Genomic DNA, 21,421 nt, shown 5'->3' with positions numbered 1-21,421 from the left:
ACTCCTTTCCCCTCACTCCGTTGCGGACGCAAGGTCGTACTCCTCGAGATCGAATTCCAGCCTTTCACGGTGCTCGGGTGCCGCCACGGCGATCATGCGCCGCGCACGCTCGCCCAGGGAACATCCGCGCAGTGCCGCGGCACCGTGTTCGGTGACCACGAAGTCCACGTCGGCGCGGGCAGTGGTGACCGCACCGTATTCCAAAGCGGTCTTGATCGTCGACTCCCCGCGCGAATCCGCGCGCATCGCGATGATCGAGCGGCCGCCGGTCATCGCCGCGGCCCGGGAGAAATCCACCTGACCCCCGACGGCACCGGCGTAGGTCGTGTTGCGCAGTTCCGCGCCCACCTGCCCGGTCAGGTCCACCTCGATCGCCGAGTTGATCGACACGAACGATCGCAGCTGCGAGAGAACCTGCGGCGCATGGGTGTAGCTCGCCGGGCGGAAGGCCACCGGAAGGCCCGGCAGCCTGTCGTACAGTGCCGCCGTTCCGAGTGCGGCGCCTGTCACGTGCAGCCCCGGATCGATCTCCTTGCGCGCCCCGGTCAGCACGCCCCGGTCGATCAAGCGGAGCGCCGCGTCGGAGATCATGCCGGAATGCATCCCGAGGTCCTTGTGACCCTCGAGAGCGGTGAGGACGGCGGACGGCAGCGTCCCGACGCCGATCTGGATCGTGTCTCCGTCCGCCACGAGATCGGCGACGTTCCGCGCGATCGCCCGTTCCACCGCGGCGGGCTCACGGTCCGGCGCCTCGAGCAACGGCCGGTCGGTTTCCATCACCGCAGCGAACCGCGACAACGGAATTCGCGGTGCGCCCAGCGTGACGGGCATGCGCCGGTTGATCTCGGCGATGAGAACCGGTGTGTGGTCGAGGGCGTCCGCGATGTAGTCGACACCGACCCCGAGCGAGCAGTTCCCGGCCGAGTCCGGCGGTGACACCTGCACGAACCCGACGTCGCACGGCAGCCGCCGTTCGGCGAACAGCCGCGGCAGTGCCCCGTAATGGCAGGGCACGACCTCGAGGCGGGCGAGGCGGCGGAGTTCGCCGAGGCCACCATAGGAGACGACGGAGAGTTCGTCGGGCAGTTCGCTCGTCAACCGCCGATTCCAGGTCAGTCCCACGAATGCCCGGACCGGGCCGATCGACGACACCTGGTCGAGCAGGGCGTGGACGAGCGGGGTGGGTTCCGCGCTCGTCTGGCTCCACCAGATTCCGTCGCCGGGCCGGATGTGCGGCGTCAGGTCGATCATCAGTCGATCCGCTGGATCAGGGTCGCCGTTCCCAGGCCGCCGCCGCAGCACATGGTCACCAGACCGATTTCGGCGTCACGCCGCTCGAGTTCCGCGACGATGGTGGCGATGAGCCGGGCACCGGTCGCGCCGACGGGGTGACCGAGCGCGATCGCGCCGCCGTTGACGTTGACGCGGTCCATGTCGGGCTTCAGTTCCCGCTCCCAGGCCAGAACGACCGAGCTGAACGCCTCGTTGACCTCGAAGAGGTCGATGTCGTTCATGCTCATTCCGTTGCGGTCGAGCAACTTCCGGGTGGCCGGGATCGGACCGGTCAGCATGATGATCGGGTCCACCCCGACGGTCGTCTGATCGAGAATCCGGGCCCGGGCCCGCAGTCCGTGCGCGTCGACGGCCTCGCGGGAAGCGAGCAGCACACCGGCTGCCCCGTCCGAGATCGGCGACGAACTGCCCGCCGTGATCCGGCCGTTCTCCCGGAACACTGTCTTCAGCCCCGCCAGGCTGTCCAGGCTCGTGCCGGGGCGGATGGTCTGGTCGGTGGACCGGGTCTCGCCCGCGAGTTCGAGGGGGATCATCTCGGCGTCGAAACGGCCCGCCTCGATGGCCTCGGTCGCCAGACGATGGGAGCGGACGGCGAACTCGTCCATCTCCTGCCGGGAGATCTCCCACCGGTCCGCGATGAGTTCGGCACTCTCGCCCTGGTTCACGAAGTCGTACCGGTCGCGCAGCGCTTCCGGCCACGGGTCCCCGTACAGTTCGGAGATCTTGGCCGGTGAGTTCATCGGCACGTGGCCCATGTGTTCGACACCGCCGGCCACGACGACGTCGTGGGTGCCGGAGCCGACCAGGGCGGCGCCCATCTCGACAGCCGTCTGGGCGGATCCGCAGCGGCGGTCCAGGACGACGGCCGGGACCTCCGGCGGGTAGCCGACCTGCAGCCAGGCGTTGCGGCCGATGTTGCGGGACTGTTCGCCGAACGGTGCGGTGCACCCGATCACGAGGTCCTCGACCGTCGCCGGAGCCAGCCCGCTGCGGCGGATCAGGTCGGTGTACACCGCGCCGAGCATGTCGTTGGGATGGGTGTCGCGGAACCAGCCGCGGTCGGGGTGCGACTTGCCCATGGGGGTGCGGGCTGCTTCCGCGATGATCACCTCGCGGGCGGAACGCTGGAAGGGGTTGCGCTGCTCGGCCATCAGATCACCGTCCCGCCGTCGACGGGCAGCACCTGGCCCGTGATGTACGCCGCGCCGTCGGACGCGAAGAACACGAAGCTGGACGAAATCTCGTCCGGTTCCGCCCAGCGGCCCAGCGGGATCCGCGCGAGCGTCTTGGCGGCGAGCTTGTCGTTGCTCCGGATGTTCTCCGTCATCTTGGTGGCGGCGAGCGGCGCGATCGCGTTGACCGTCACCTGCTTCTTGGCGAGTTCCCGCGCCAGCGACTTCGTGAGTCCGATGATGCCCGCCTTCGCGGCACCGTAGTTGGCCTGCCCGATGGTGCCCACCAGGCCGGCCGCGGAGGTCACGTTGATGATGCGCCCACTGCCGTCGGTGGGCAGGTACGGGAGGACGGCCTTGCTGCAGACGAAACTGCCGACGAGGTGAATGTCGACGATGCGGCGGAAGTCGTCTTCTTCGAGGTTCGGGAACATTGCGGGCGCGATGGCGCCGGCGTTGTTGACCAGGATGTTGAGCGTGCCGCCGTTCAGGGCGGCGGCCTGCTCCGCCGCCGCGGCGGCCGCGTCCCCGTCGCGGACGTCGAGGGCCGCGGACTTCGCCGAACCGCCGGCCGCGGTGATCTCCGCGGCCACGGCCGCAGCGGCCTCGCCGTCGACGTCGGTGACGAGCACGGCCGCACCGGCTCGCGCGTATGCCAGCGCGACCGAGGCACCGATGCCGCTGCCGGCACCGGTCACGAGCGCGGATTTTCCGGTGAGTTCGAACATCAGTAGCTCCTGGGAAGGCCGAGGACGTGCTCGCCGAGATAGTTGAGAACCATCTCCTGGCTGAGCGGGGCGATCTTGGTCAGGCGGGCTTCGCGGAAGTACCGGGCCACGTGGTACTCCTCCGAGTAGCCCATGCCGCCGTGGGTCTGCAGGGCGCGGTCCGCGGCCTGGAAACCGGCGTCGGCGCAAAGATATTTGGCCATGTTGGCCTCGCGGGCGCAGGGCTTCCCGTTGTCGTAGAGCCACGTCGCCTTGCGCAGGACGAGTTCCGCGGCGTCGAGTCGGGCCAGCGAATCGGCGAGCGGGAACTGCAGGCCCTGATTCATGCCGATGGGGCGGCCGAACACCTCACGTTCGTTGGCGTACTGGACGCCGCGGCGCAGGGCGGCCCGGCCGATGCCGAGGGCCTCCGAGGCGACGAGCATGCGCTCCGGGTTGAGGCCGTCGAGGATGTACCGAAAGCCCTTGCCTTCCTCGCCGACGCGGTCCTCGACGGGGATCTCGAGGCCGTCGATGAACAATTCGTTCGACGTGACCGCGTTGCGCCCCATCTTCTTGATCGGGCGGATGTCGACCTTCGAGCGGTCCAGGTCGGTGAGGAAGAGTGTCAGACCGTCGGTTTTCTTCTTCGCGTCCTCGAACTTCGTGGTCCGGGTGAGAAGGAGGATCTTCTCCGACTCCATCGCCTTCGAGATCCAGACCTTGCGGCCGTTGACGATGTACTTGTCGCCCTCACGCCGCGCGAACGTGGTGATCTTGGTGGTGTCGAGGCCCGCGCCGGGTTCGGTGACGCCGAAGCAGACGTGCAGGTCGCCGTCGACGATCCGCGGGAGCGTGCGCTGCTTGAGTTCCTCGGAGCCGTGCACGATCACCGGGTGCATTCCGAAGATCGACAGGTGCATCGAACTCGCGCCGTTCATGCCGGCGCCGGACGCGGCGACTTCCTCCAGCAGGATCGAGGCCTCGGTGATGCCCATACCGTGTCCGCCGTAGGCCTCGGGTGTGGTGATGCCCAGCCAGCCGCCCTTGGCGAACGCGTCGTAGAACTCGGTGGGGAATTCGTGCGCGCTGTCCTTCTCCACCCAGTACTGCTCGTCGAACTTGCCCGCGAGCTCTCGCACCGCATCTCGGATCGTCGCCTGATCCTCGGTCAGATCAAAGTCCACAGCACGTCCCGTCGTCGTTGGTTCCGTTTGGACTTAAATTACTAAAGGACAGACCAAAAAGTCAACGGTCGATCATCCGGCGGCCGGCAGGAGGGGCAGATCCCGCGCCAGACGCTCGTTCCACACGCCGTGTCCGCCGAACAGCTTCTCGTCGAGCTTGGCGCGCTTGTAGTAGAGGTGCAGATCGTGTTCCCAGGTGTAGCCGATCGCACCGTGCATCACGAGAGCACTGTCGGCCGCCTGCACCGCGTTTCGCGGCACCTGCGCCTTGGCGACCGCGGCATGGATCGCACGGTCGGCGAGGCCGAGATCGACCGAGGCCGCGGCGTAGTAGGCGATGGAACGTCCCGCCTCGACGGAGACGAGAATGCCTGCCGCAGCGTGCTTCACAGCCTGGAACGACCCGATCGGGACGCCGAACTGCTGGCGCTGCTTGCTGTAATCCACCGCGAGCCGCAGCATGCGGTCCATCGCCCCGAGCGAGTCGGCGGCCACGAGCACGGCCGCCCGCAGCCCCGCGTCCTCGAGCGCGGTGGCGGCTTCGACGTCGATGCGCTGTCCGGCGGCGCTGTCGAACCGGACGTCCGCGGCCGCGCGGGACGAGTCGAGGAGGTGCCGCGGTTCGATCGCGACGCCGGGGTCGTCGACGCGCACAAGATACAGAGCGGCGGTTCCGTCGGGATCCACCGCGGGGACCACCAGCAGTTTCGCCCGTTCGGCGCCGAGCACCGTCGCGACGCGACCGGTCAGTGCGCCGGTCTCGTCGACGCGCACCGAGCCGGCGAGACCGAACGGACGGGTCGCGTCGACGGCAACCGCGGCGAACCCACCGCCGGCCAGCACGTCGGAGGCGACGTCGACAGGCAGCAGGGGTGCCGCGAGAACCGACGCGGTCCAGGCACTCGACGGAGCGGCGTATCGGCCCAGCGCCTCGGCAGTCAATGCCAGCTCGAGCAGACCACCGCCCTGACCACCGATTTTCTCGTCGAGACCGGCGGAGAACCAGCCCTCCTCGACGAATTTCTGCTCGAATTCGGCAGGATCTCCCGATTCACCCCACTTGCGGACATTCGCCGGAGCGGCAAACCGTCCGAGCCAGCCGTCGAGGGCTTCGGTGAACATTTCCTGCTCTTCTGACAGTTCCCAGCGCATACAACTGGTCCTCTCGATGAGACGAAGAATAGGCTGCAAGACAAGTGCAGCGAGAACCCAATGGTATATTAGGTCTGACCGTTAGACCAGAGAGGGCGGGGAGCCATGCCACCAGCCGTGCCGAACACCACCCGGAACGGACGTTCCTCCATTCAGTTGACACCGATGGAGGTACCGAAGGCGTCGGACGTCCTCGCCAACGAACTGCGCGAGCGCATTCTCAGCGGGGACTACGTCGAGGGCACACCGCTGCCGCCGGAGCGCGAACTCGTCGTCCAGACGAAGATGAGCCGCACCACGGTGCGCGAGGCCCTGCGCATCCTCGAAGTACAGGGACTCGTCCGCATCAAGGCGGGCCGGGCCGGTGGCGCCTTCGTTCAGCGACCGGGCGAACAGTCCATGGCCGACACGGTGGCACTGCTCATCCGCGGTCGTCAGATCCGCCTCGCCGCACTGCTCGAGACCCGCGAGGCGATCGAACCGTTCTGCGCACAACTCGCCGCCCGCCATCGCACCGACGAGGATCTCGCCCGACTGGACGCCGCCAACGACGACATCGCCGGAGCGGGCGACAAACTCGACGATTTCCTGCAGGCGAACATCGATTGGCACGTCGCCGTCGCGAGCGCCAGCCACAACGAACTGCTGTCGGGGCTCATGATCTCGCTCTCGCGGGCCATCTACGCCGCGACCGAGAACGAAGGATTCATCGACGACAAGGTCCGCGAGATCACCGTCAAGGCGCACCGCTCGGTGACCAGGGCAATTCGCGAGAAGGACGCCGAGGCCGCGGTACGGCGCATGAGCAGGCACGTCCACTCGTACGCCGAGTCGATCAAGGACTTCGAGCAGCGCACCGACATTCCCCTCGACGAATAGCTTTTCCGTTTTCCTGCTTCGACGACGAAGGCCCCACACCGTGCGGTGTGGGGCCTTCGTCGTACTCACGATGCCGCGTCGCGTGCCCCCGCCACCACTGCGCGGATCTCGTCGACGGCCTCCGGGTTCTCGGCACCCGACAGGTCCCCGGGATCGATGCCGAGCGCGGCGGCCCGCACCGCTCGGCGCAGGATCTTCGCCGACCGGGTCTTCGGCAGGCGCGACACTCGGTGAACAGCGCTCGGCGCGAACGGTTTCCCGAGTTCCGCGGCAACACCGGCGACGAGTTCGGCCGAGATGTCCGTCGTGTCGGTGTCCGCGCGGGGAACCCAGAACGCCCAGACCGCCTCGCCCTTCTTCGGGTCGGGGACACCGACCGCCGCCGCCTCCGACACCGCCGGGTGCGCCGTCAGGACGGCCTCGACCTCCGCCGGGGCGAGACGCTTTCCCGCCACGTTCATGACGTCGTCCGATCGGCCGCGGATGTACCACTGACCGTCGTCGTCGACGAGGGCGTAGTCGCCGTGCCGCCACATGCCGGGGAAGGTGGACCAGTACGCCTCCAGGTAGCGTTCCTCGTCCTTCCACACCCCGCGCGTCATCGACGGCCACGGTTGCCTGCACACGAGTTCGCCCTGTTCCCCGCGCAAGGAGCGGCCCGCGTCGTCGACGACATCCACGTCCATCCCCAGCGACGGACCGCCCAGCGAGCAGCTGCGGATCGGCTCCACCGGATACGGCGCCAGGAACGAGCCGCCGACCTCGGTGCCGCCGGAGAAGTTGATGATCGGCACCCGGCCGCCGAACACGTCCCGCGCGAGCCACTCGTACGAGTCCGGGTCCCACGGCTCGCCGGTGGACCCGATCGTGTGCACCGAGGACAGGTCGTACCGTGCCGCGACGTCCGTGTCCCGCCCGCGCAGGGTTCGGATCAGCGTCGGTGAGACACCGAGCATCGTCACCCGGTGACGCTGTGCGAGCTGCCACAACCGGTCGGTGTCCGGCACGTCCGGCGAACCTTCGTACAGCACGAGGGTTCCGCCGTTGGCGTGGGTGCCGATGATCGACAGCGGGCCCATGATCCAGCCCATGTCGGTGATCCAGCAGAACACGCCGCCGCGCGACAGGTCGAACGAGTACGCGACCTCGCTGGCCGTCTTCACGAGGAACCCGGCATGGGTGTGGACCGCGCCCTTCGGCTTGCCGGTCGTACCCGACGTGTACGCCAGCGCGAACGGCTCGCCCGCGTCCATCGCCTCCACCGGGCCCGGGTCACCGGCATTGCCGAGGAGCTTTCCCCAGGAGATGTCCCGATCGGTGGAATCGACTGGGACGCCGATGTTCTCGACCACGACGACCGACTGCACCGTCGGGCACGCGGCCAGCGCGTCGTCGAGGGCCGGTTTCATCGTGACGGACTTGCGTCGGCGGACCGTTCCGTCCGCGACGATCACCACCTTGGCATCCGCGTCCTGGATGCGGGACGCGATCGCGCTCGGAGCGAACCCCGAGAACAGCGGAACCAGCACCGCACCGAGCCGCGCGACGGCATACACCGACACGACCGCCTCGGGGATCATCGGCAGGTAGAGGGCGACGGCGTCGCCCTTGCCGACGCCGAGTTCCCGCAGTCCGGCCGCGGCCCGCTCGACGTCCGCCGCGAGTTCGCGATACGAGAGGCTGCGGACCGTGCCGTCCTCGGCCTCGTGCGCGACGGCAGTCCGGTCGGCGACCGCGGGATCGGCGAGCCACCGCTCCAGACACGCGTCGACGACGTTGGACGTGCCCCCGACGAACCACTCCGGGTACTCGATTCCGCGTGAGGTGTCGAGCACCTCGCGGTACGGCGATCGGAACGGCAGCCCGAGGTCGCGGACCACGGCGTCCCAGTACCACCGCACGTCGGCGACGGAGCGGGCGCGGAGTTCACCCAGGCCCGAGAGACCGTGGGCGCGGGCGAGCCGGGTGACGTTGGCGTTCTCGACGTACTCGTCGGTGGGGCGCCAGGTGTAGTCGGACACGGTCAGCTCCTCGGCATTTCGAGCATGCGCTCGGCGACGATGTTGCGCTGGATGAAGGTGGAACCGCCGGCGATGGCGGTGCCGCGGGCCTGATATGCGAGCCGTTGCCACCTCGCCGTCTTCTGCGGCTCGTCGTCGAGGGCGAATTGCCCGCCCACCGGCTCGAGGGACAGCCGGAAATCGGCGAGTTCCTCGACGAGGGGGCAGAAGAACAGCTTGCCGATGGACGTGACCGGCCCCGGTGGGCCGTCGTTGGCCGCGAGGGTGATGACGCGCTGCCCGATGAGGTAGTGCACGAGGGCCCGGCCGTAGAGATCGGCCACCTTCTGCCGGATCACCGGGTCCTCGCCGAGCGGACGACCCGCGTCGTCGGTCTTTCCCGCGATGTCGGAGACGATGTCGTCGACGGCACGCTTGGTGTTGACGCGGCCCGTCGCGATCGCCACCCGCTCGTAGGCGAGCGTGCCCATCGCGACCTTCCAGCCGCCGTCGACCTCGCCGACGACGAGGTCGTCGGGGATGAACACGTCGTCGAGGAACACCTCGTTGAACTCCGCCTCGCCGAGCATGTGCGCGAGCGGTCGCACGGTGATTCCCGCACTGTCCATCGGGACGAGGAAGTACGTGATGCCCTTGTGCCGCGGACCGCCGCCGGTGCGGGCGAGCAGGATCGCGTGGGCGGCGATGTGTGCGCGGCTGGTCCAGATCTTCTGCCCGTTGACCTTCCAGCCCCCGTCCACCTTGGTGGCCTTGGTGCGGAGGGACGCGAGGTCGGACCCGGCCTCCGGCTCGGAGAACAGCTGGCACCAGATCTCTTCGCCGGTCAGGATCGGCCGAAGGAACCGTTCCTTCTGCGCCGGTGTACCGAAGTCGATGATGGTCGGGCCGGCGAAGTCCTCACCGATGGTGTTGAGGCGCTCGGGTGCGCCCACCCGGTCCATCTCCTCGGTGAAGATGGCCTTGCGGATCGGGTCGGCGGCCTGGCCGCCGTACTCCTTCGGCCACGACATCCCGCCGTAGCCGGCGTCGAAGAGCAGCCGCTGCCATTGCTGCCAGAACGGCACCTTGTCGACCAGATCGACCGGTTCCGGCCACGGCAGCGTCGGGACCGCTTTTTCGGCCCACTCCCGGACTTCTGCACGGAATGTGGCCTCGTCTGGGGAATCAGCGAGCTCCATTGCACCCTCCTCACGAATTTAGGCTCAATGATACTATAGGTCAGTCCATAAAGGAGGCCCGGATGTCCGACCCACTCCCCGCCGGCGTCGTCGACCGCGTCGAATACGACGTCGAACGCGGCAAGATCCGCGAATTCACGCGCGCCACGTTCACCACCGATCCCGTCCACACGGATCCGGCCGTCGCGCGCGACGCCGGGTTCCCCGACGTGCCGGCCACTCTCACGCACACGGTCGTCGCCGGACACCAGCGCGACCAGCGCGCGTTCGTCGACTCGCTGGGCCTGGCCCTCGCCCGGGTGGTGGTCGGTTCGGTCACGTGGACGTACCTGCGACCGCTCACCGCCGGCGACCACGTGGTCGGCACCCGCCGCGTCGTGGGCGACGAGCAGCGAGAGGGCAAGCGCGGCGGGACGATGCGCGTCGTGACCCTCGAGACCGAATACGTCGACACCGACGGCGAGCCCGTGGTCCGGCTCGAGGAAGTCCTGATCGAACGAGGAGAGCAGCGATGAGAACACCGGCCAAGGTACGCGTCGGCGATACTCCGGACGTCCGGGTGGTCGGTCCGGTGACTCAGACCGACATCGTCCGGTTCGCCGGGGCGGGAGGCGATTTCAACCCCTTGCACCACGATCCCGGCTTCGTGGCCACGTCGGGATTTCCGGGCGTCATCGCGATGGGTCAGATGCAGGCCGGGATCCTGGCCGGATGGCTGTCCGACACGTTCGGTGTCGAGCACGTGCGCTCCTTCGGAGTCCGGTTCATCGCTCCGGTCTTCCTCGGCGACACACTGACCCTGGGTGGCACGGTGGCGTCGATCGACGAGACCGAGGGAGAGTCGCTCGCAACGCTCGATCTCGTCGCCTCCGGAGACAAGGGCCCGGTGGTCACCGGATCGGCGACGGTCGTGGTGGCCTCGACCTGATCACCCTTCTCGAACAATGCGAAAGGGGGCGAAACCGATCGGCTTCGCCCCCTTCTTCATTCGATCAGCTGACGGCCTGTGCCCGTTCCCGGTCGGCCTCGATCTTCGCCGCGATCTGGGCGCGCAACACGTTCTTCTGGATCTTGCCCGTGGCCGTCGTCGGCAGCGCCTCGACGATCTCCAGCCGCTCCGGAACCTTCTGGATCGCCACCCCCTGCTCGAGCAGGTAGGTCTTGATCTTCTCGAGCGTGATGTCGCCGTATCCGGGCGCGGGGACGAGGTAGAGGCACACCGCCTCCCCGAGGCGCTCGTCCGGCATCGCGACCGCCGCGACACCGCGGACGGCGGGATGCGCGGCCAGGAGGTCTTCGACCTGACGCACACTGATGTTCATGCCGCCGCGGATCACGATGTCCTTGGTCCGGCCGGTGACCCGCACGTAGCCGTCCTCGTCCATCCGGCCGAGATCCCCGGAGAGGGAGTAGCCGTCGGGGGTGAACAGCTTGGCCGTCTCCTCGGGATTGTGGAGATACCCGAGCATGTGCATGGCGCCCTTGTAGGCGACGTCGCCCTCCTCGCCGCGCGGAACCTCGTTCCCGAGTTCGTCGACGATCTTGACCGATTGCAACGGCAGCGGACGACCGTCCGAGGTGAGCGACCGCTCGGGCTCGTCGTCGACCGTGCACATGGTGGTCGTGACATTCTCGGAACGGCCGTACAGGCTGAGCACCTGCAGGCCGGGGAACAAATCGGCCGCCTTCGTGACGAAGCTCGCGGGGATCGGGGCGCCGGCCGCCACCCACAGCCGCATGCTACTGATGTCGTGCACGGCGGGGTCGTAGACGTCCATGACCATCTGCAGGAACGTCGTGGCACTCACCGCGACCGTGCAGCCGCGTTCCTTGATCTGTTCCATGCCCCGGACCGGCTCCCACACCTCGATGAGATGCGACGCCGCCCCGTGCATGAGCGGGAGGACGATGCTGGTGACCAGGCCTGTGGTGTGGGTGATCGGCGAGGGGCCGAACTGCACGTCCTCGGGCGTGTACGCGAACCCCTTGGCCAGCAGACGGGATCCGCAGGCGAACGTGTTGAACGTGTGGATGCAGCCCTTGGGACGGGACGTGGTGCCGCTGCTGTAGACGATGACGAACGGCTCGTCCGGACCGACACCGGGCCCGAGTTCGTCGATCGCCTCGTCGGCGCCGATGTCCGCGAACAGCGACTCGAACGACACCGCACGATTCGGGAGTTCGCCGCTCCCGCGGACGACGACGACATCCTCGAGCGACTCGACGGCACCCACGATGTCGGTGTACATACCGGCGTAGTCGAACTTCTTGAAACTCTGCGGCGTAATCGCCAGCCGCACACCGGCATTACCGAGGATGTACTCGACGTCGTCGCGGCGGTAGATCGGCATGATCGGCACCAGGACGGCGCCCAGTCGCGACAACGCGACGGCAATGATCGCGAATTCGATCCAGTTCGGAACCTGCACGGACACGCGGTCGCCGGCAGCGATGCCGTGGCGCCGAAGGCCGACCGCAAGACTCAGCGCCTTGTCGCGCAACTCCCGGAAGGTGATGCCGCCGCTGGTGTCGTCGGTCAGGAAGACACGGTCGCCCCGCTCGGCGACCTGAGCCTCGAGCATGTCGAAGAAGGTGTCGCGGTGCCACTGCCCGGTGGCATAGAACTCTCGGATCTGTTCGTCCGAATAGCGATCGGTGACCGATGCGAACGCCATGGGAAGCCTTCCTCTGTGCGCAGATGTGAAGAGGGAATAGAACAATCTGTGTTGGCCCTCACAATATAATGGTTAGACCGAAACTGCAACGAGCTCCCCGCCCGGCGATCATCGCATGCTCCATACGGGAGAACGCTTTTCGCGAAACGCGGTGACGCCCTCGACGATGTCCTCGGTCGTGAACGCGAGAGCGAGCTGGGACTGCAGCGCCGCGAGTGCATCCGGCAGCGACATGTCCCGGGTGTTGTCGATCGCCTCCTTGCCCAGCCGCATGAGCAGCGGCGATTTGCCCGCGAGCCGCCGCGCCCACGCGCGGACCTCCGCCTCGAAGTCGCCGTCCGGGATCACGCGGTTCACGAGCCCCAGTTCGAGCGCGTCCGTGGCCGTGATGAGCTCGCCGTACATCATCAACTCGTTCGCCTTGAGTCGCCCGACGTTCCGGTAGATCAGGGCGGAAATCATGAACGGGAAGACGCCGACGTTGATTTCCGGGCACCCGAACCGGACCGACTCCTTGGCGAGCACGAAATCGCACGCCAGCGCCAGACCGAACGCACCGGCCAGCACGTCGCCGCCCGCCGCGCAGATCACCGGTTTCCCGAGACCGCCGATGAGCTGATACAGCCGTGGGAAGCGATCCAGACCGGCGTATTTGACGATCGTGGGCGTCTCGCTCGCGAACGCCTTGAGGTCGCCGCCCGCCGAGAAGATCTTCTCGTGCGAGGACGCGAACACGACAACCCGCACGTCGTCGTCCTCGCGCGCACGTTCGAGTGCGGCGAGCAGCTCGTCGAGCACGTCGTCGGACAGCGCGTTGCGGGTTTCGGGGCGATCGAGAGTGAGGACGGCAATGTGCTCGTCGACGTCGTATCGCACGGGGTGCGCCATAGGGCCGATCCTTTCAATTTTGGTCTTACCATTCGACCCTAGTACGACGACGGTATCCGCGACAAGAACCTGTCCGCATCACTTTCGCGGAATACGTGACGTATTTGGACTGACCATATACATTGGAGTGAGGTCGCGGACGGCGCGGAAACGTCCCAGGTGACACCTCCTATACTGTGCGGTACGTCACAGGAATGGGCGACGGTGTCGTCGTCATCCGTGCGGCGGCCGCGGCGCAAGGAGTGGTGAGTGGTCATTTCGACGAGTTCGTTCGAGCTTGCCGAGCAGGCAGTCGCAGAGTTGCAGGAGCTTCTCGGCAGCGAGCCGAACCTGATCCGGCTGGCGGACGGCGAGCCCGATCTCACGGTGATCCGTGCATTCGCGGCCCGGAAGCTACGTGAAGGTGTCGCGTCCCCCGAGCACACGCTGCGCCTCGCGGAACTGGTGACGCGACTCGACGCCGCGAGCCGCGACGACATCGCGCGCCGACTGCGCGTGCACACTGCCCAGTTCGAGGCATTACAGCGGGTCGTGCGTGCGCTCGACACCGGCTCGGACCGCATCGCCGAAGTCGTGACACAGGAACTGTGCACGAGCCTGGGATACGGCAAGGCGATGTTCTCCGTGGTCCGCGGTTCCACCTGGTCTCCCGTCGCACTAGCCGTCAACCCCGAACTGACAGGGGACTTCCACGAACTCATCACGGCGATCGACGGACGCGAGATCTCGCTGCGCGAGGCCCCCCGCGAGGCCGAACTCGTCCGGCGCCGCCGGCCCTACGCGGTGGACGCCGCCGACACCTACCGGCATACGTACCGACCCCTCATCGACTTGTCGCGGCCCGCCGGATACCTCGCGGTTCCCATCGTCGTCGACGCCCGCGCGGTGGCGATGATCCACGTCGACCGCCAGAGCGACAGCCTGTCCGACACCGACGTCCACATCGTCGGAGTACTGGCGGGCGCGTGCGCCTCGTCGAAGGAACGCGCCGACCTGCGTCGCCAGATCCGTACCCGCAACGAGCACGTCGACGCCGAGATCCAGCGGCTCACGCAGGCACTGCGACACCTCGAGCAGCCCCTGACGATGCCGGAACTCGCCACGTGCGACCTCCCCCGCTCCGGCGCGCAGAGCGGGGAGGACACGTCGCAGGCGCCGGTCGTGCCCCGCGCGCACACCTTGACCACTCGCGAGCGCGAGGTGCTCACACTGATGGCGACGGGAGCGACCAATGCGGCCATCTCCCGTCGCCTGTGCATTTCCGACGGCACCGTCAAATCCCATGTCCAGCGGATCTTCAAGAAACTCGGCGTCTCGACGCGGGCCGAGGTGGCGGCTCTGTGCGCCAACGCCAAGACGGTGTCCGGTGGCTGACGCGCCCCACCCCGACGAGAACACCGCGGACACCGAACTCGAACGCGCCATCGCGGACGTGCTGACCGAGATGCGGGTGGCCGACCCGGCGCAGTCGACCGAACTCGGGAGACGCCTCGTCGACCTCCTCGACCGCAGAAACGCCGCCGACGCGAACCGGACCGCCGAGATCGGTGCGATCGCGGCGGGCATCGATCGCGCCGTCCGAGCACTGGACGACGCCGCCTCGAGCGCGGAACTGATGAGCCGTGCGTGCGAACGTGTCGCGGAATTGTGCTCTGCGACTGGAGTTGTCCTGTCCCGCCTCGACGGGGACCGGATCGTTCCCGTGGCCTGGTTCAGCGCCGACCCCGGCACGATGCCGGCACCACCGGCCGAATTCGACGTCGTGGACGGTTCGCCAGAGGAACAGGCGCTCGCGACGAACACGGTCAGAGTCGGCACCGGCGCCCCCGCCGCACTGCAAGAACTGCTGGGCACCAACGGTTTCACAACCGCTCCGGTTTTGGTCGGTGGCGGCGCCGCCGCGCTCGTGCACATCGACACACCCGTGGACGACTCCCGCCGCCGCGCACTGGGGGTGTTCGCCGAAGTGCTCGGCGGGTGCTTCGAGCGAGTCGGCCTGGAATCGCGCCGTGAGCGCCAGAGCGCGCTCCTGCACGACAGCGCCCGGCGATGGGCCGGCGACACCGACGTCGACACGGCGCCTCCCCGCGGCGCATCCGAACTCGCCCCGGCCCAGGCCGACCGCGACGCCGCCGAGCGGCGCCTGCTCGACCCCCTGACCGACCGCGAATCCGACGTCGTCCGATTGATTCTCACCGGGGCATCGAACTCGGCGATCGCCGAGGAACTGGTCATCACCGTCGACACGGTCAAGTCGCACGTGAAACGCATCCTCCGGAAACTCGGTGCCACCAACCGTGCCGAACTGATCGCGAAGTATCAGTCCGGCACCCGGTGACGCTGACGGTGGAAGGCCCCTCAGGCTTCCGAGGACGGCACGGTCACGGTGACGGTGTCCACGTCCGGCGTGAGCACGAGCTGGCAGGCGAGACGCGAGCACGGCTGGACACCGTCGAGGAATTCGAGGAGGTCCTGTTCCTCCAACGTCGGTTCGCCGAACGCCGCACTGGAATCGTCGTCCAGGTACACGTGGCAGGTGGCGCATGAGCAGCTACCGCCGCATTCGGCGACGATGCCGGGAAGGTTGTTGCGGACCGACCCGTCCATCACGCTCTGGCCGGCGGGAACGTCGACGGACGACGTCGAGCCGTCCGGAAGCTGGTACACGACGGTGGGCATGGCGATCTCCTTCAGGTTGACCGGTGAACATCTGCGCGGCCGTCATGCCGTAGCGAAGGTCCGGCCGCGTTCTCGGTACCGAAAATTGTGGCGCCGGTCACTGGCCGGGCACATCACCACTTCGACTGATTACCCCCCTCCCGTGGGGTGATCCTTGCCCCGCCGACCCCGATGTGCGCCGGGGTGACCGGGCACACATCCCCCGTTAGGTGGACAACTTTCAATCAATGGTGTGATGCCCCTCACTCTCGTGGCTGACAGGCTGAAGTCACTCCAGTCGGCGAGGGCGCCGCGACGTTCGGCGCCGCACCACACTGCACCACGAAGGGGAATCGATGAGCACTACAGAGCAGGTCACGGAACTTGTTCCGGACACCGTCGCCCGTCAGATCGTTCTACCCGAAGGACACCGGGACAACGACGCACTGTTCGAGGCCTACCGCTGGCTGCGCGAGAACAATCCCCTCGGCCGTGCCGTGGTGGAGGGGTACGACCCCATCTGGCTGGTGAGCAAGCACGCCGACATCATGGAGATCGAGCGGCAGCCCGACATCTTCACCAGTGCGGGCGGCGAGGACAAGGGCTCCGTCAACCCAATCCTGGCGAACCAGGCCGGCGATCAGTTCACCAAGAGCATCAACAACGGCAGCCTCCGGATCCTCGAGACCCTCACCTACCTCGACCCGCCGGAGCACACCGCGATCAAGGACATCGCGCTGGACTGGTTCCGGCCCACCAACCTCGCCCAGTGGGAAGCGACCATCCGCGATCTCGCGAAGGCTGCCGTCGCCCGGCTTCTGAAGACGGACGGCCGGATCGACTTCGTCAAGGACTTCGCCCTCCACTACCCCCTGCACGTCATCATGAGCCTGTTCGGGGTGCCGGAATCGGACGAGCCCCGCATGATGGCCCTCACGCAGGAGTTCTTCGGCACGGCCGATCCCGATGCCGCGCGGGAGGACGTCGAACCGCTCACCCCGGACGCCGCCGCGAAGCAGTGGGTGGCCACGATTCAGGATTTCTACGCCTACTTCGAAAGGCTGCTGCAGGACCGGCGCGCCAACCCCCGCGACGATCTCGCGACCATCATCTCGGTGGCACGCAACGAGAGTGGCGAGTACTACCCGAACGAGGTGGCCTACGGCTACTTCATCGCCATCGCCACCGCGGGTCACGACACCACCTCGAGTACCCTCGCCGGCGGCATGCTCGAACTCGGCCGCAACCCGGAACTCCTCGCGAAGGCCAAGGCCGATCCGGCGCTCGCCCCGCACATCGTCAACGAATCGCTGCGCTGGGCCTCGCCGGTCAAGCACTTCATGCGTCAGGCGACGCAGGACTACACGCTGCGCGGCCGCGACATCAAGAAGGGCGACCGCTTCATGCTGCTGTACCAGTCGGGCAACCGCGACGCGGACGTCATCCCGGACCCCGACACCTTCGACATCACCCGCAGGCCCAACAAGCACATCGCCTTCGGTTACGGCCCGCACATGTGCATCGGCCAGCACCTGGCGAAGCTCGAACTGCGGATCATGTTCGAGGAACTGCTCCCCCACATCGAGTCCCTCGAACTCGCCGACGACACGAAGATGATCCAGACCAATTTCGTCGGCGGGCTCAAGAACATGCCCGTCCAGATCGAGTTCACCCGGTAACACCATGGTCACGTCACATGCGTCACCCACCGTGGTGATCGTCGGGGCCGGGCATGCCGGCGGCACGCTCGCCGGCATGCTGCGGCAGCAGAAGTTCGACGGTCGCATCGTCCTGTGCGGGGACGAAACCCATCCGCCGTATCACCGCCCGCCGCTGTCGAAGAAATACGCCGACGACGAGTTCGTGCAGTGGCTCAAGCCGGAATCGTTCTACGCCGACAACGAGATCGACACGCTGCTCGGCGATCCGGTCAGCCGCATCGACCGGGACGCGCGAACCGCGACGACCGTGTCCGGAACGGTGCTGGAGTACACGACACTCGTCCTCGCGACGGGCGCCGCGCCGCGGACGCTCTTGCTCCCGGGAAGCGATCTCGAGGGCGTGCTCAGTCTCCGCACCCTCGCCGACGCCACGATGCTCCGCGAGGCGGTGCACTCCGGATCGGCGCTCGCGATCATCGGCGGTGGGTACGTGGGACTCGAGGTCGCGGCGTCGGCCCGCGCCCGCGGATGCGACGTCACGGTGATCGAACGGGAGGACCGGGTGCTGGCCCGGGTGGCGAGCCGGGAACTGTCGACGGCACTCACCGACTTCCACCGGAACCGCGGGACCCGCATTCTCACCGGGGCCGAGGTCCGGGGAATCACGGGCTCCGGCGGCCGCGTCGCCGGGATCGAACTCGGCGACGGAACCGAGATCGCCTGCGACGTCGTCCTGGTCGGGGTCGGTGCCATCCCGAACGACGCGCTGGCACGCGAGTCCGGCCTCGAATGCCTCGCCGGAGTCGTCGTCGACGGGTCGGCCCACACCAGCGATCCGCACGTTCTCGCGATCGGGGACGTGACCTATCGACTGCACGACACGCTCGGGAAGATGGTGCGGCTGGAAAGCATTCCGAGTGCGGTCGAGCAGGCGAAGCAGGCGGCGGCGGTCATCATGGGCGCCCCGCTCCCACCGCACGAGGTGCCGTGGTTCTGGTCGGATCAGTTCGATCTGAAGATGAAGATGGCGGGCATGGTCGGGCCGGACACGCAACCGATCCTGCGCGGCGACGCCTCCGCCACCTCGTTCGCACTGTTCCATCTCGACAGCGACGGGATACCGGTGGCCGTCGAGACCGTGAATGCCGCAGGCGAATTCATGGCCGGAAAGAAGTTCATCGGAAATCGCACCAAGGTCGACCGCACCGCCCTCGCCGATCCCGCGACGCCGTTGCGGGAAGCCGCTCTCTGAGCATTCGATCCACGCCGGTCCTTCTCGGGCCGGCCCCCACACAGACATGGAGTCATTGACGATGGAAGCACTCGCAGCAGTCGCGAGAGAACCCCACACCGAGTTCTCGCTCGAAACGATCACCATCGACGGACCGAAGGCCGGCGAGGTACTCGTCGAAATCGAAGCGGTCGGCATCTGCCACACCGACCTCGCCGCACGCGACGGCGCCCTCCCGACCGCCCTGCCCGCCGTCCTCGGCCACGAAGGTTGCGGCTTCGTCCGCGCAGTCGGCGACGGTGTCACCAAGGTCGCCGCCGGCGACCGCGTCGCCATCACCTTCAACAGTTGCGGAACCTGCCCCTCCTGCACCACCGGGGCGCCCTCCTACTGCCACCAGTTCATGCACCTCGCCTACGACGGAGTCCGCGAAGACGGCACCGGTCCGCTGTCGACCACCGACGGCGAGTCACTGACCGGCCTGTTCTTCGGACAGTCCTCCTTCGCCACCTACAGCCTCGCGTTCGAACGCAACGTCGTGAAGGTTCCCGCCGACGTACCCGCCGAACTTCTGGCTCCGCTCGGCTGCGGAATCCAGACCGGCGCAGGCGCCGTCATGCGCTCCCTCGACTGCCGACCCGGATCCGCGATCCTCGTCGCCGGCGCCGGATCTGTCGGGCTGGCAGCCGTCATGGGCGCCGTCGTGCAGGGCGCCACCACCATCATCGCCGTCGAACCGCACCAGTCGCGCCGCGACCTCGCCCTCGAACTCGGCGCCACCCATGTCATCGACCCCGGTGCCGGTCCGCTGGCCGAGCAGGTCCGCGCGATCATCCCCGCCGGCGTCGACTACGCGATCGACACCTCCGGCGTCCCCGCCGTCATCGAATCACTCGTCGGCGCCATGACCTTCCACGGCAAGATCGGCCTCATCGGCGTGCCCGCCGACCCCGCAGCCTCGGTGCCGCTCAACATCATCAACTCCCTCGCCATGGGGCTGACGATCACCGGAATCATCGAGGGCGACAGCGTCCCCGACGAGTTCATCCCCGAACTCGTCGAGCTGTACAAGGCCGGGAAGTTCCCGCTCGACAAACTCGTCACCACCTTCCCCTTCGCGAAGATCAACGACGCGATCGACGCCCAGCACCGCGGCGAAGTCCTCAAACCCGTGCTCCTGCACGACTGACGACCCCACCACCGAACCTTTCCGATAAGGACACCCCGATGACGATCGACTACCCCGATCTCTACATCCGCGGCGGATGGACCCGGCCCGCCGGCGATTCGACGATCCCGGTCATCTCCCCCACCACCGAGCAGCGCATCGGCTCCGTGCCGGAGGGCACCGAAACCGACATCGACGACGCCGTCGACGCCGCCCGCGCCGCGCTCACCGAGTGGGGGTCGTGGACCGCGGCCCAGCGCGCCGAGGTCCTGAACCGGTTCGCCGACGAACTCGAGTCCCGCGCCGAGGACACTTCCACCCGGGTCAGCAGCCAGAACGGCATGCCCATCACCCTCGCCCGGCAGTTCGAGGGCGGGTTCCCACCGGTTCTACTGCGCTACTACGCCGACATGGCAGCGAAGCAGGAAGACGAGATCCGGCCCGGCATGCTCGGCGGCTCCACCCTCGTCACCCGCTCCCCGATCGGCGTGGTCGGCGCCATCGTCCCGTGGAACGTGCCGCAGGCCATCACCTTCCTCAAACTCGCCCCCGCCCTCGCCGCCGGCTGCACCGTCGTCCTCAAACCGTCCCCCGAAACCGTGCTCGACGCGTTCCTGATGGCCGAGGCCGCCATCGCCGCCGGACTCCCCGCCGGTGTGGTCAACATCGTCCCCGGTGGACGCGACCTCGGCGCCTACCTCGTCGCCCACCCCGGAATCGACAAGGTCTCCTTCACCGGCTCCACCGGCGCCGGACGCGCCATCGGCCGCACCTGCGGCGAACTGCTACGCCCCGTCACCCTCGAACTCGGCGGAAAGTCCGCCGCCGTCGTCCTCGACGACGCCGACCTCGCCGCGAACATCGAGTCGTTCTACGCCGCCACCCTGCTCAACAACGGGCAGATCTGCTGGCTCGGCACCCGCGTCCTCGCACCCCGCTCACGCTACGACGAGATCGTCGACACCATCACCGACCTCGCCAAGGGCCTGTCGGTCGGCGACCCGCTGTCCGACACCACCCAGATGGGACCGCTCGTGTCGTCCCGGCAACGCGACCGGGTGGAGGGATACATCGAGAAGGGCCGCTCGGACGGCGGACGCGTCACCACCGGCGGCCGCAGACCCGCCGACGCCGAACACGGATGGTTCGTCGAACCCACCGTCTTCGCCGACGTCGAGACCGGCCACACGATCGCCCAGGAAGAAATCTTCGGGCCCGTCCTGTCGGTCATCCCCTACACCGACGAGGCCGAAGCCATCACGATCGCCAACCACTCCGACTACGGCCTCGGCGGCTCCATCTGGACCGCCGACCCTGAACGCGGCACCCAATTCGCCCGGGGCATCGCCAGCGGAACAGTCGGAATCAACGGCTACTCCAACGATCCGACCGCCCCCTTCGGCGGCATCAAGAACAGCGGCCTCGGCCGCGAACTCGGACCCGAGGGCCTCGCGAGCTACCAGCAGCTCAAGAGCATCTACCTCGACGTGCGATGACCCCGTGAGTGCGGCCGTGCGACACCACGCACGGCCGCACCCACTTCCACACGAG

The 21,421-nt window shown here is 67.7% G+C and carries 19 protein-coding genes; 9 read left to right on the top strand and 10 right to left on the bottom strand.

Going from position 1 to position 21,421, the window contains the following annotated elements; translation table 11 throughout:
* Positions 1 to 12: 12 nt before the first annotated feature.
* The 5 genes from P3H15_RS12995 to P3H15_RS12975 form a co-directional block, all read right to left on the bottom strand.
* Complete coding sequence (locus P3H15_RS12995; protein ID WP_276137609.1) at positions 13 to 1,251, bottom strand: acetyl-CoA hydrolase/transferase family protein; 1,239 nt, start codon at positions 1,249 to 1,251, stop codon at positions 13 to 15.
* On the bottom strand, positions 1,251 to 2,444 hold the full coding sequence (locus tag P3H15_RS12990; protein WP_276137608.1) for a thiolase family protein: 1,194 nt from the start codon (positions 2,442 to 2,444) through the stop codon (positions 1,251 to 1,253). Before P3H15_RS12990 ends, P3H15_RS12995 begins: the two co-directional genes overlap by 1 nt.
* On the bottom strand, positions 2,444 to 3,193 hold the full coding sequence (locus P3H15_RS12985) for an SDR family NAD(P)-dependent oxidoreductase (protein ID WP_276137607.1): 750 nt from the start codon (positions 3,191 to 3,193) through the stop codon (positions 2,444 to 2,446). The genes P3H15_RS12990 and P3H15_RS12985 overlap by 1 nt, the downstream gene beginning before the upstream one ends.
* Positions 3,193 to 4,359: an acyl-CoA dehydrogenase family protein gene (locus P3H15_RS12980; protein ID WP_276137606.1), complete on the bottom strand. Its 1,167-nt coding sequence runs from the start codon at positions 4,357 to 4,359 to the stop codon at positions 3,193 to 3,195. Before P3H15_RS12980 ends, P3H15_RS12985 begins: the two co-directional genes overlap by 1 nt.
* A gap of 72 nt (positions 4,360 to 4,431) precedes the next feature.
* A complete protein-coding gene (locus P3H15_RS12975) occupies positions 4,432 to 5,511 on the bottom strand; it encodes an acyl-CoA dehydrogenase family protein (protein ID WP_276137605.1) in 1,080 nt (359 codons plus the stop codon).
* Positions 5,512 to 5,676: 165 nt separating this feature from the next.
* On the opposite strand from P3H15_RS12975, the gene P3H15_RS12970 reads away from it, so the two are divergent.
* On the top strand, positions 5,677 to 6,390 hold the full coding sequence (locus tag P3H15_RS12970; protein WP_072937099.1) for a FadR/GntR family transcriptional regulator: 714 nt from the start codon (positions 5,677 to 5,679) through the stop codon (positions 6,388 to 6,390).
* Between the two features lie 65 nt (positions 6,391 to 6,455).
* On the opposite strand, the gene P3H15_RS12965 is transcribed toward P3H15_RS12970, so the two are convergent.
* Both P3H15_RS12965 and P3H15_RS12960 read right to left on the bottom strand, forming a co-directional pair.
* The gene (locus P3H15_RS12965) at positions 6,456 to 8,411 is read right to left on the bottom strand and encodes an AMP-binding protein (RefSeq protein ID WP_276137604.1); all 1,956 of its coding nucleotides are present in this window, start codon (positions 8,409 to 8,411) and stop codon (positions 6,456 to 6,458) included.
* A gap of 2 nt (positions 8,412 to 8,413) precedes the next feature.
* A complete protein-coding gene (locus P3H15_RS12960) occupies positions 8,414 to 9,589 on the bottom strand; it encodes an acyl-CoA dehydrogenase family protein (RefSeq protein ID WP_276137603.1) in 1,176 nt (391 codons plus the stop codon).
* Positions 9,590 to 9,651: 62 nt separating this feature from the next.
* Between P3H15_RS12960 and P3H15_RS12955 the strand changes: the two genes are divergently transcribed.
* Together P3H15_RS12955 and P3H15_RS12950 are read left to right on the top strand one after the other, a co-directional pair.
* The gene (locus P3H15_RS12955) at positions 9,652 to 10,104 is read left to right on the top strand and encodes a MaoC family dehydratase N-terminal domain-containing protein (protein WP_276137602.1); all 453 of its coding nucleotides are present in this window, start codon (positions 9,652 to 9,654) and stop codon (positions 10,102 to 10,104) included.
* Positions 10,101 to 10,517, top strand: coding sequence for a MaoC/PaaZ C-terminal domain-containing protein (locus P3H15_RS12950; RefSeq protein WP_276137601.1), 417 nt, complete (start codon positions 10,101 to 10,103; stop codon positions 10,515 to 10,517). Before P3H15_RS12955 ends, P3H15_RS12950 begins: the two co-directional genes overlap by 4 nt.
* 64 nt (positions 10,518 to 10,581) lie before the next feature.
* On the opposite strand, the gene P3H15_RS12945 is transcribed toward P3H15_RS12950, so the two are convergent.
* The gene (locus P3H15_RS12945) at positions 10,582 to 12,264 is read right to left on the bottom strand and encodes an AMP-binding protein (RefSeq protein ID WP_276137600.1); all 1,683 of its coding nucleotides are present in this window, start codon (positions 12,262 to 12,264) and stop codon (positions 10,582 to 10,584) included.
* A 108-nt stretch (positions 12,265 to 12,372) separates the two neighbouring features.
* Positions 12,373 to 13,152 (bottom strand): enoyl-CoA hydratase/isomerase family protein, encoded by a 780-nt coding sequence (locus P3H15_RS12940; RefSeq protein ID WP_276137599.1) that lies wholly within the window; start codon positions 13,150 to 13,152, stop codon positions 12,373 to 12,375.
* 249 nt (positions 13,153 to 13,401) lie between these two features.
* Between P3H15_RS12940 and P3H15_RS12935 the strand changes: the two genes are divergently transcribed.
* The gene (locus tag P3H15_RS12935; RefSeq protein ID WP_276137598.1) at positions 13,402 to 14,526 is read left to right on the top strand and encodes a LuxR C-terminal-related transcriptional regulator; all 1,125 of its coding nucleotides are present in this window, start codon (positions 13,402 to 13,404) and stop codon (positions 14,524 to 14,526) included.
* Positions 14,519 to 15,490 carry a LuxR C-terminal-related transcriptional regulator gene (locus P3H15_RS12930; RefSeq protein WP_276137597.1) on the top strand — a complete coding sequence of 324 codons (972 nt, stop codon included), beginning with the start codon at positions 14,519 to 14,521 and terminating at the stop codon, positions 15,488 to 15,490. Before P3H15_RS12935 ends, P3H15_RS12930 begins: the two co-directional genes overlap by 8 nt.
* A gap of 20 nt (positions 15,491 to 15,510) precedes the next feature.
* Here P3H15_RS12930 and P3H15_RS12925 read toward each other — a convergent pair whose 3' ends face one another.
* The gene (locus P3H15_RS12925) at positions 15,511 to 15,831 is read right to left on the bottom strand and encodes a 2Fe-2S iron-sulfur cluster-binding protein (RefSeq protein WP_276137596.1); all 321 of its coding nucleotides are present in this window, start codon (positions 15,829 to 15,831) and stop codon (positions 15,511 to 15,513) included.
* Between the two features lie 335 nt (positions 15,832 to 16,166).
* On the opposite strand from P3H15_RS12925, the gene P3H15_RS12920 reads away from it, so the two are divergent.
* The 4 genes from P3H15_RS12920 (at position 16,167) to P3H15_RS12905 (ending at position 21,366) form a co-directional block, all read left to right on the top strand.
* Positions 16,167 to 17,489: a cytochrome P450 gene (locus tag P3H15_RS12920; RefSeq protein WP_276137595.1), complete on the top strand. Its 1,323-nt coding sequence runs from the start codon at positions 16,167 to 16,169 to the stop codon at positions 17,487 to 17,489.
* Positions 17,490 to 17,493: 4 nt separating this feature from the next.
* Positions 17,494 to 18,723: an NAD(P)/FAD-dependent oxidoreductase gene (locus tag P3H15_RS12915; RefSeq protein WP_276137594.1), complete on the top strand. Its 1,230-nt coding sequence runs from the start codon at positions 17,494 to 17,496 to the stop codon at positions 18,721 to 18,723.
* 61 nt (positions 18,724 to 18,784) lie between these two features.
* The gene (locus P3H15_RS12910) at positions 18,785 to 19,891 is read left to right on the top strand and encodes an NAD(P)-dependent alcohol dehydrogenase (protein ID WP_276137593.1); all 1,107 of its coding nucleotides are present in this window, start codon (positions 18,785 to 18,787) and stop codon (positions 19,889 to 19,891) included.
* A gap of 38 nt (positions 19,892 to 19,929) precedes the next feature.
* Complete coding sequence (locus P3H15_RS12905; protein WP_276137592.1) at positions 19,930 to 21,366, top strand: aldehyde dehydrogenase; 1,437 nt, start codon at positions 19,930 to 19,932, stop codon at positions 21,364 to 21,366.
* The last annotated feature ends 55 nt before the right edge of the window (positions 21,367 to 21,421 follow it).

This window comes from Rhodococcus sp. T2V (assembly GCF_029269925.1).
Classification (GTDB): domain Bacteria; phylum Actinomycetota; class Actinomycetes; order Mycobacteriales; family Mycobacteriaceae; genus Rhodococcus_F; species Rhodococcus_F koreensis.
Note: the sequence above shows the minus strand (reverse complement) of the source record. Positions and strands in the feature narration are given on the sequence as shown.

Excerpts from the sequence above, each read along its gene's own strand:
- P3H15_RS12985 (WP_276137607.1), bottom strand. The coding sequence starts at position 3,193 with ATGTTCGAACTCACCGGAAAATCCGCGCTCGTGACCGGTGCCGGCAGC.
- P3H15_RS12970 (WP_072937099.1), top strand. The coding sequence starts at position 5,677 with ATGGAGGTACCGAAGGCGTCGGACGTCCTCGCCAACGAACTGCGCGAG.
- P3H15_RS12910 (WP_276137593.1), top strand. The coding sequence starts at position 18,785 with ATGGAAGCACTCGCAGCAGTCGCGAGAGAACCCCACACCGAGTTCTCG.
- P3H15_RS12975 (WP_276137605.1), bottom strand. The coding sequence starts at position 5,511 with ATGCGCTGGGAACTGTCAGAAGAGCAGGAAATGTTCACCGAAGCCCTC.
- P3H15_RS12945 (WP_276137600.1), bottom strand. The coding sequence starts at position 12,264 with ATGGCGTTCGCATCGGTCACCGATCGCTATTCGGACGAACAGATCCGA.
- P3H15_RS12920 (WP_276137595.1), top strand. The coding sequence starts at position 16,167 with ATGAGCACTACAGAGCAGGTCACGGAACTTGTTCCGGACACCGTCGCC.
- P3H15_RS12960 (WP_276137603.1), bottom strand. The coding sequence starts at position 9,589 with ATGGAGCTCGCTGATTCCCCAGACGAGGCCACATTCCGTGCAGAAGTC.
- P3H15_RS12995 (WP_276137609.1), bottom strand. The coding sequence starts at position 1,251 with ATGATCGACCTGACGCCGCACATCCGGCCCGGCGACGGAATCTGGTGG.
- P3H15_RS12915 (WP_276137594.1), top strand. The coding sequence starts at position 17,494 with ATGGTCACGTCACATGCGTCACCCACCGTGGTGATCGTCGGGGCCGGG.
- P3H15_RS12950 (WP_276137601.1), top strand. The coding sequence starts at position 10,101 with ATGAGAACACCGGCCAAGGTACGCGTCGGCGATACTCCGGACGTCCGG.
- P3H15_RS12990 (WP_276137608.1), bottom strand. The coding sequence starts at position 2,444 with ATGGCCGAGCAGCGCAACCCCTTCCAGCGTTCCGCCCGCGAGGTGATC.
- P3H15_RS12955 (WP_276137602.1), top strand. The coding sequence starts at position 9,652 with ATGTCCGACCCACTCCCCGCCGGCGTCGTCGACCGCGTCGAATACGAC.
- P3H15_RS12925 (WP_276137596.1), bottom strand. The coding sequence starts at position 15,831 with ATGCCCACCGTCGTGTACCAGCTTCCGGACGGCTCGACGTCGTCCGTC.
- P3H15_RS12940 (WP_276137599.1), bottom strand. The coding sequence starts at position 13,152 with ATGGCGCACCCCGTGCGATACGACGTCGACGAGCACATTGCCGTCCTC.
- P3H15_RS12905 (WP_276137592.1), top strand. The coding sequence starts at position 19,930 with ATGACGATCGACTACCCCGATCTCTACATCCGCGGCGGATGGACCCGG.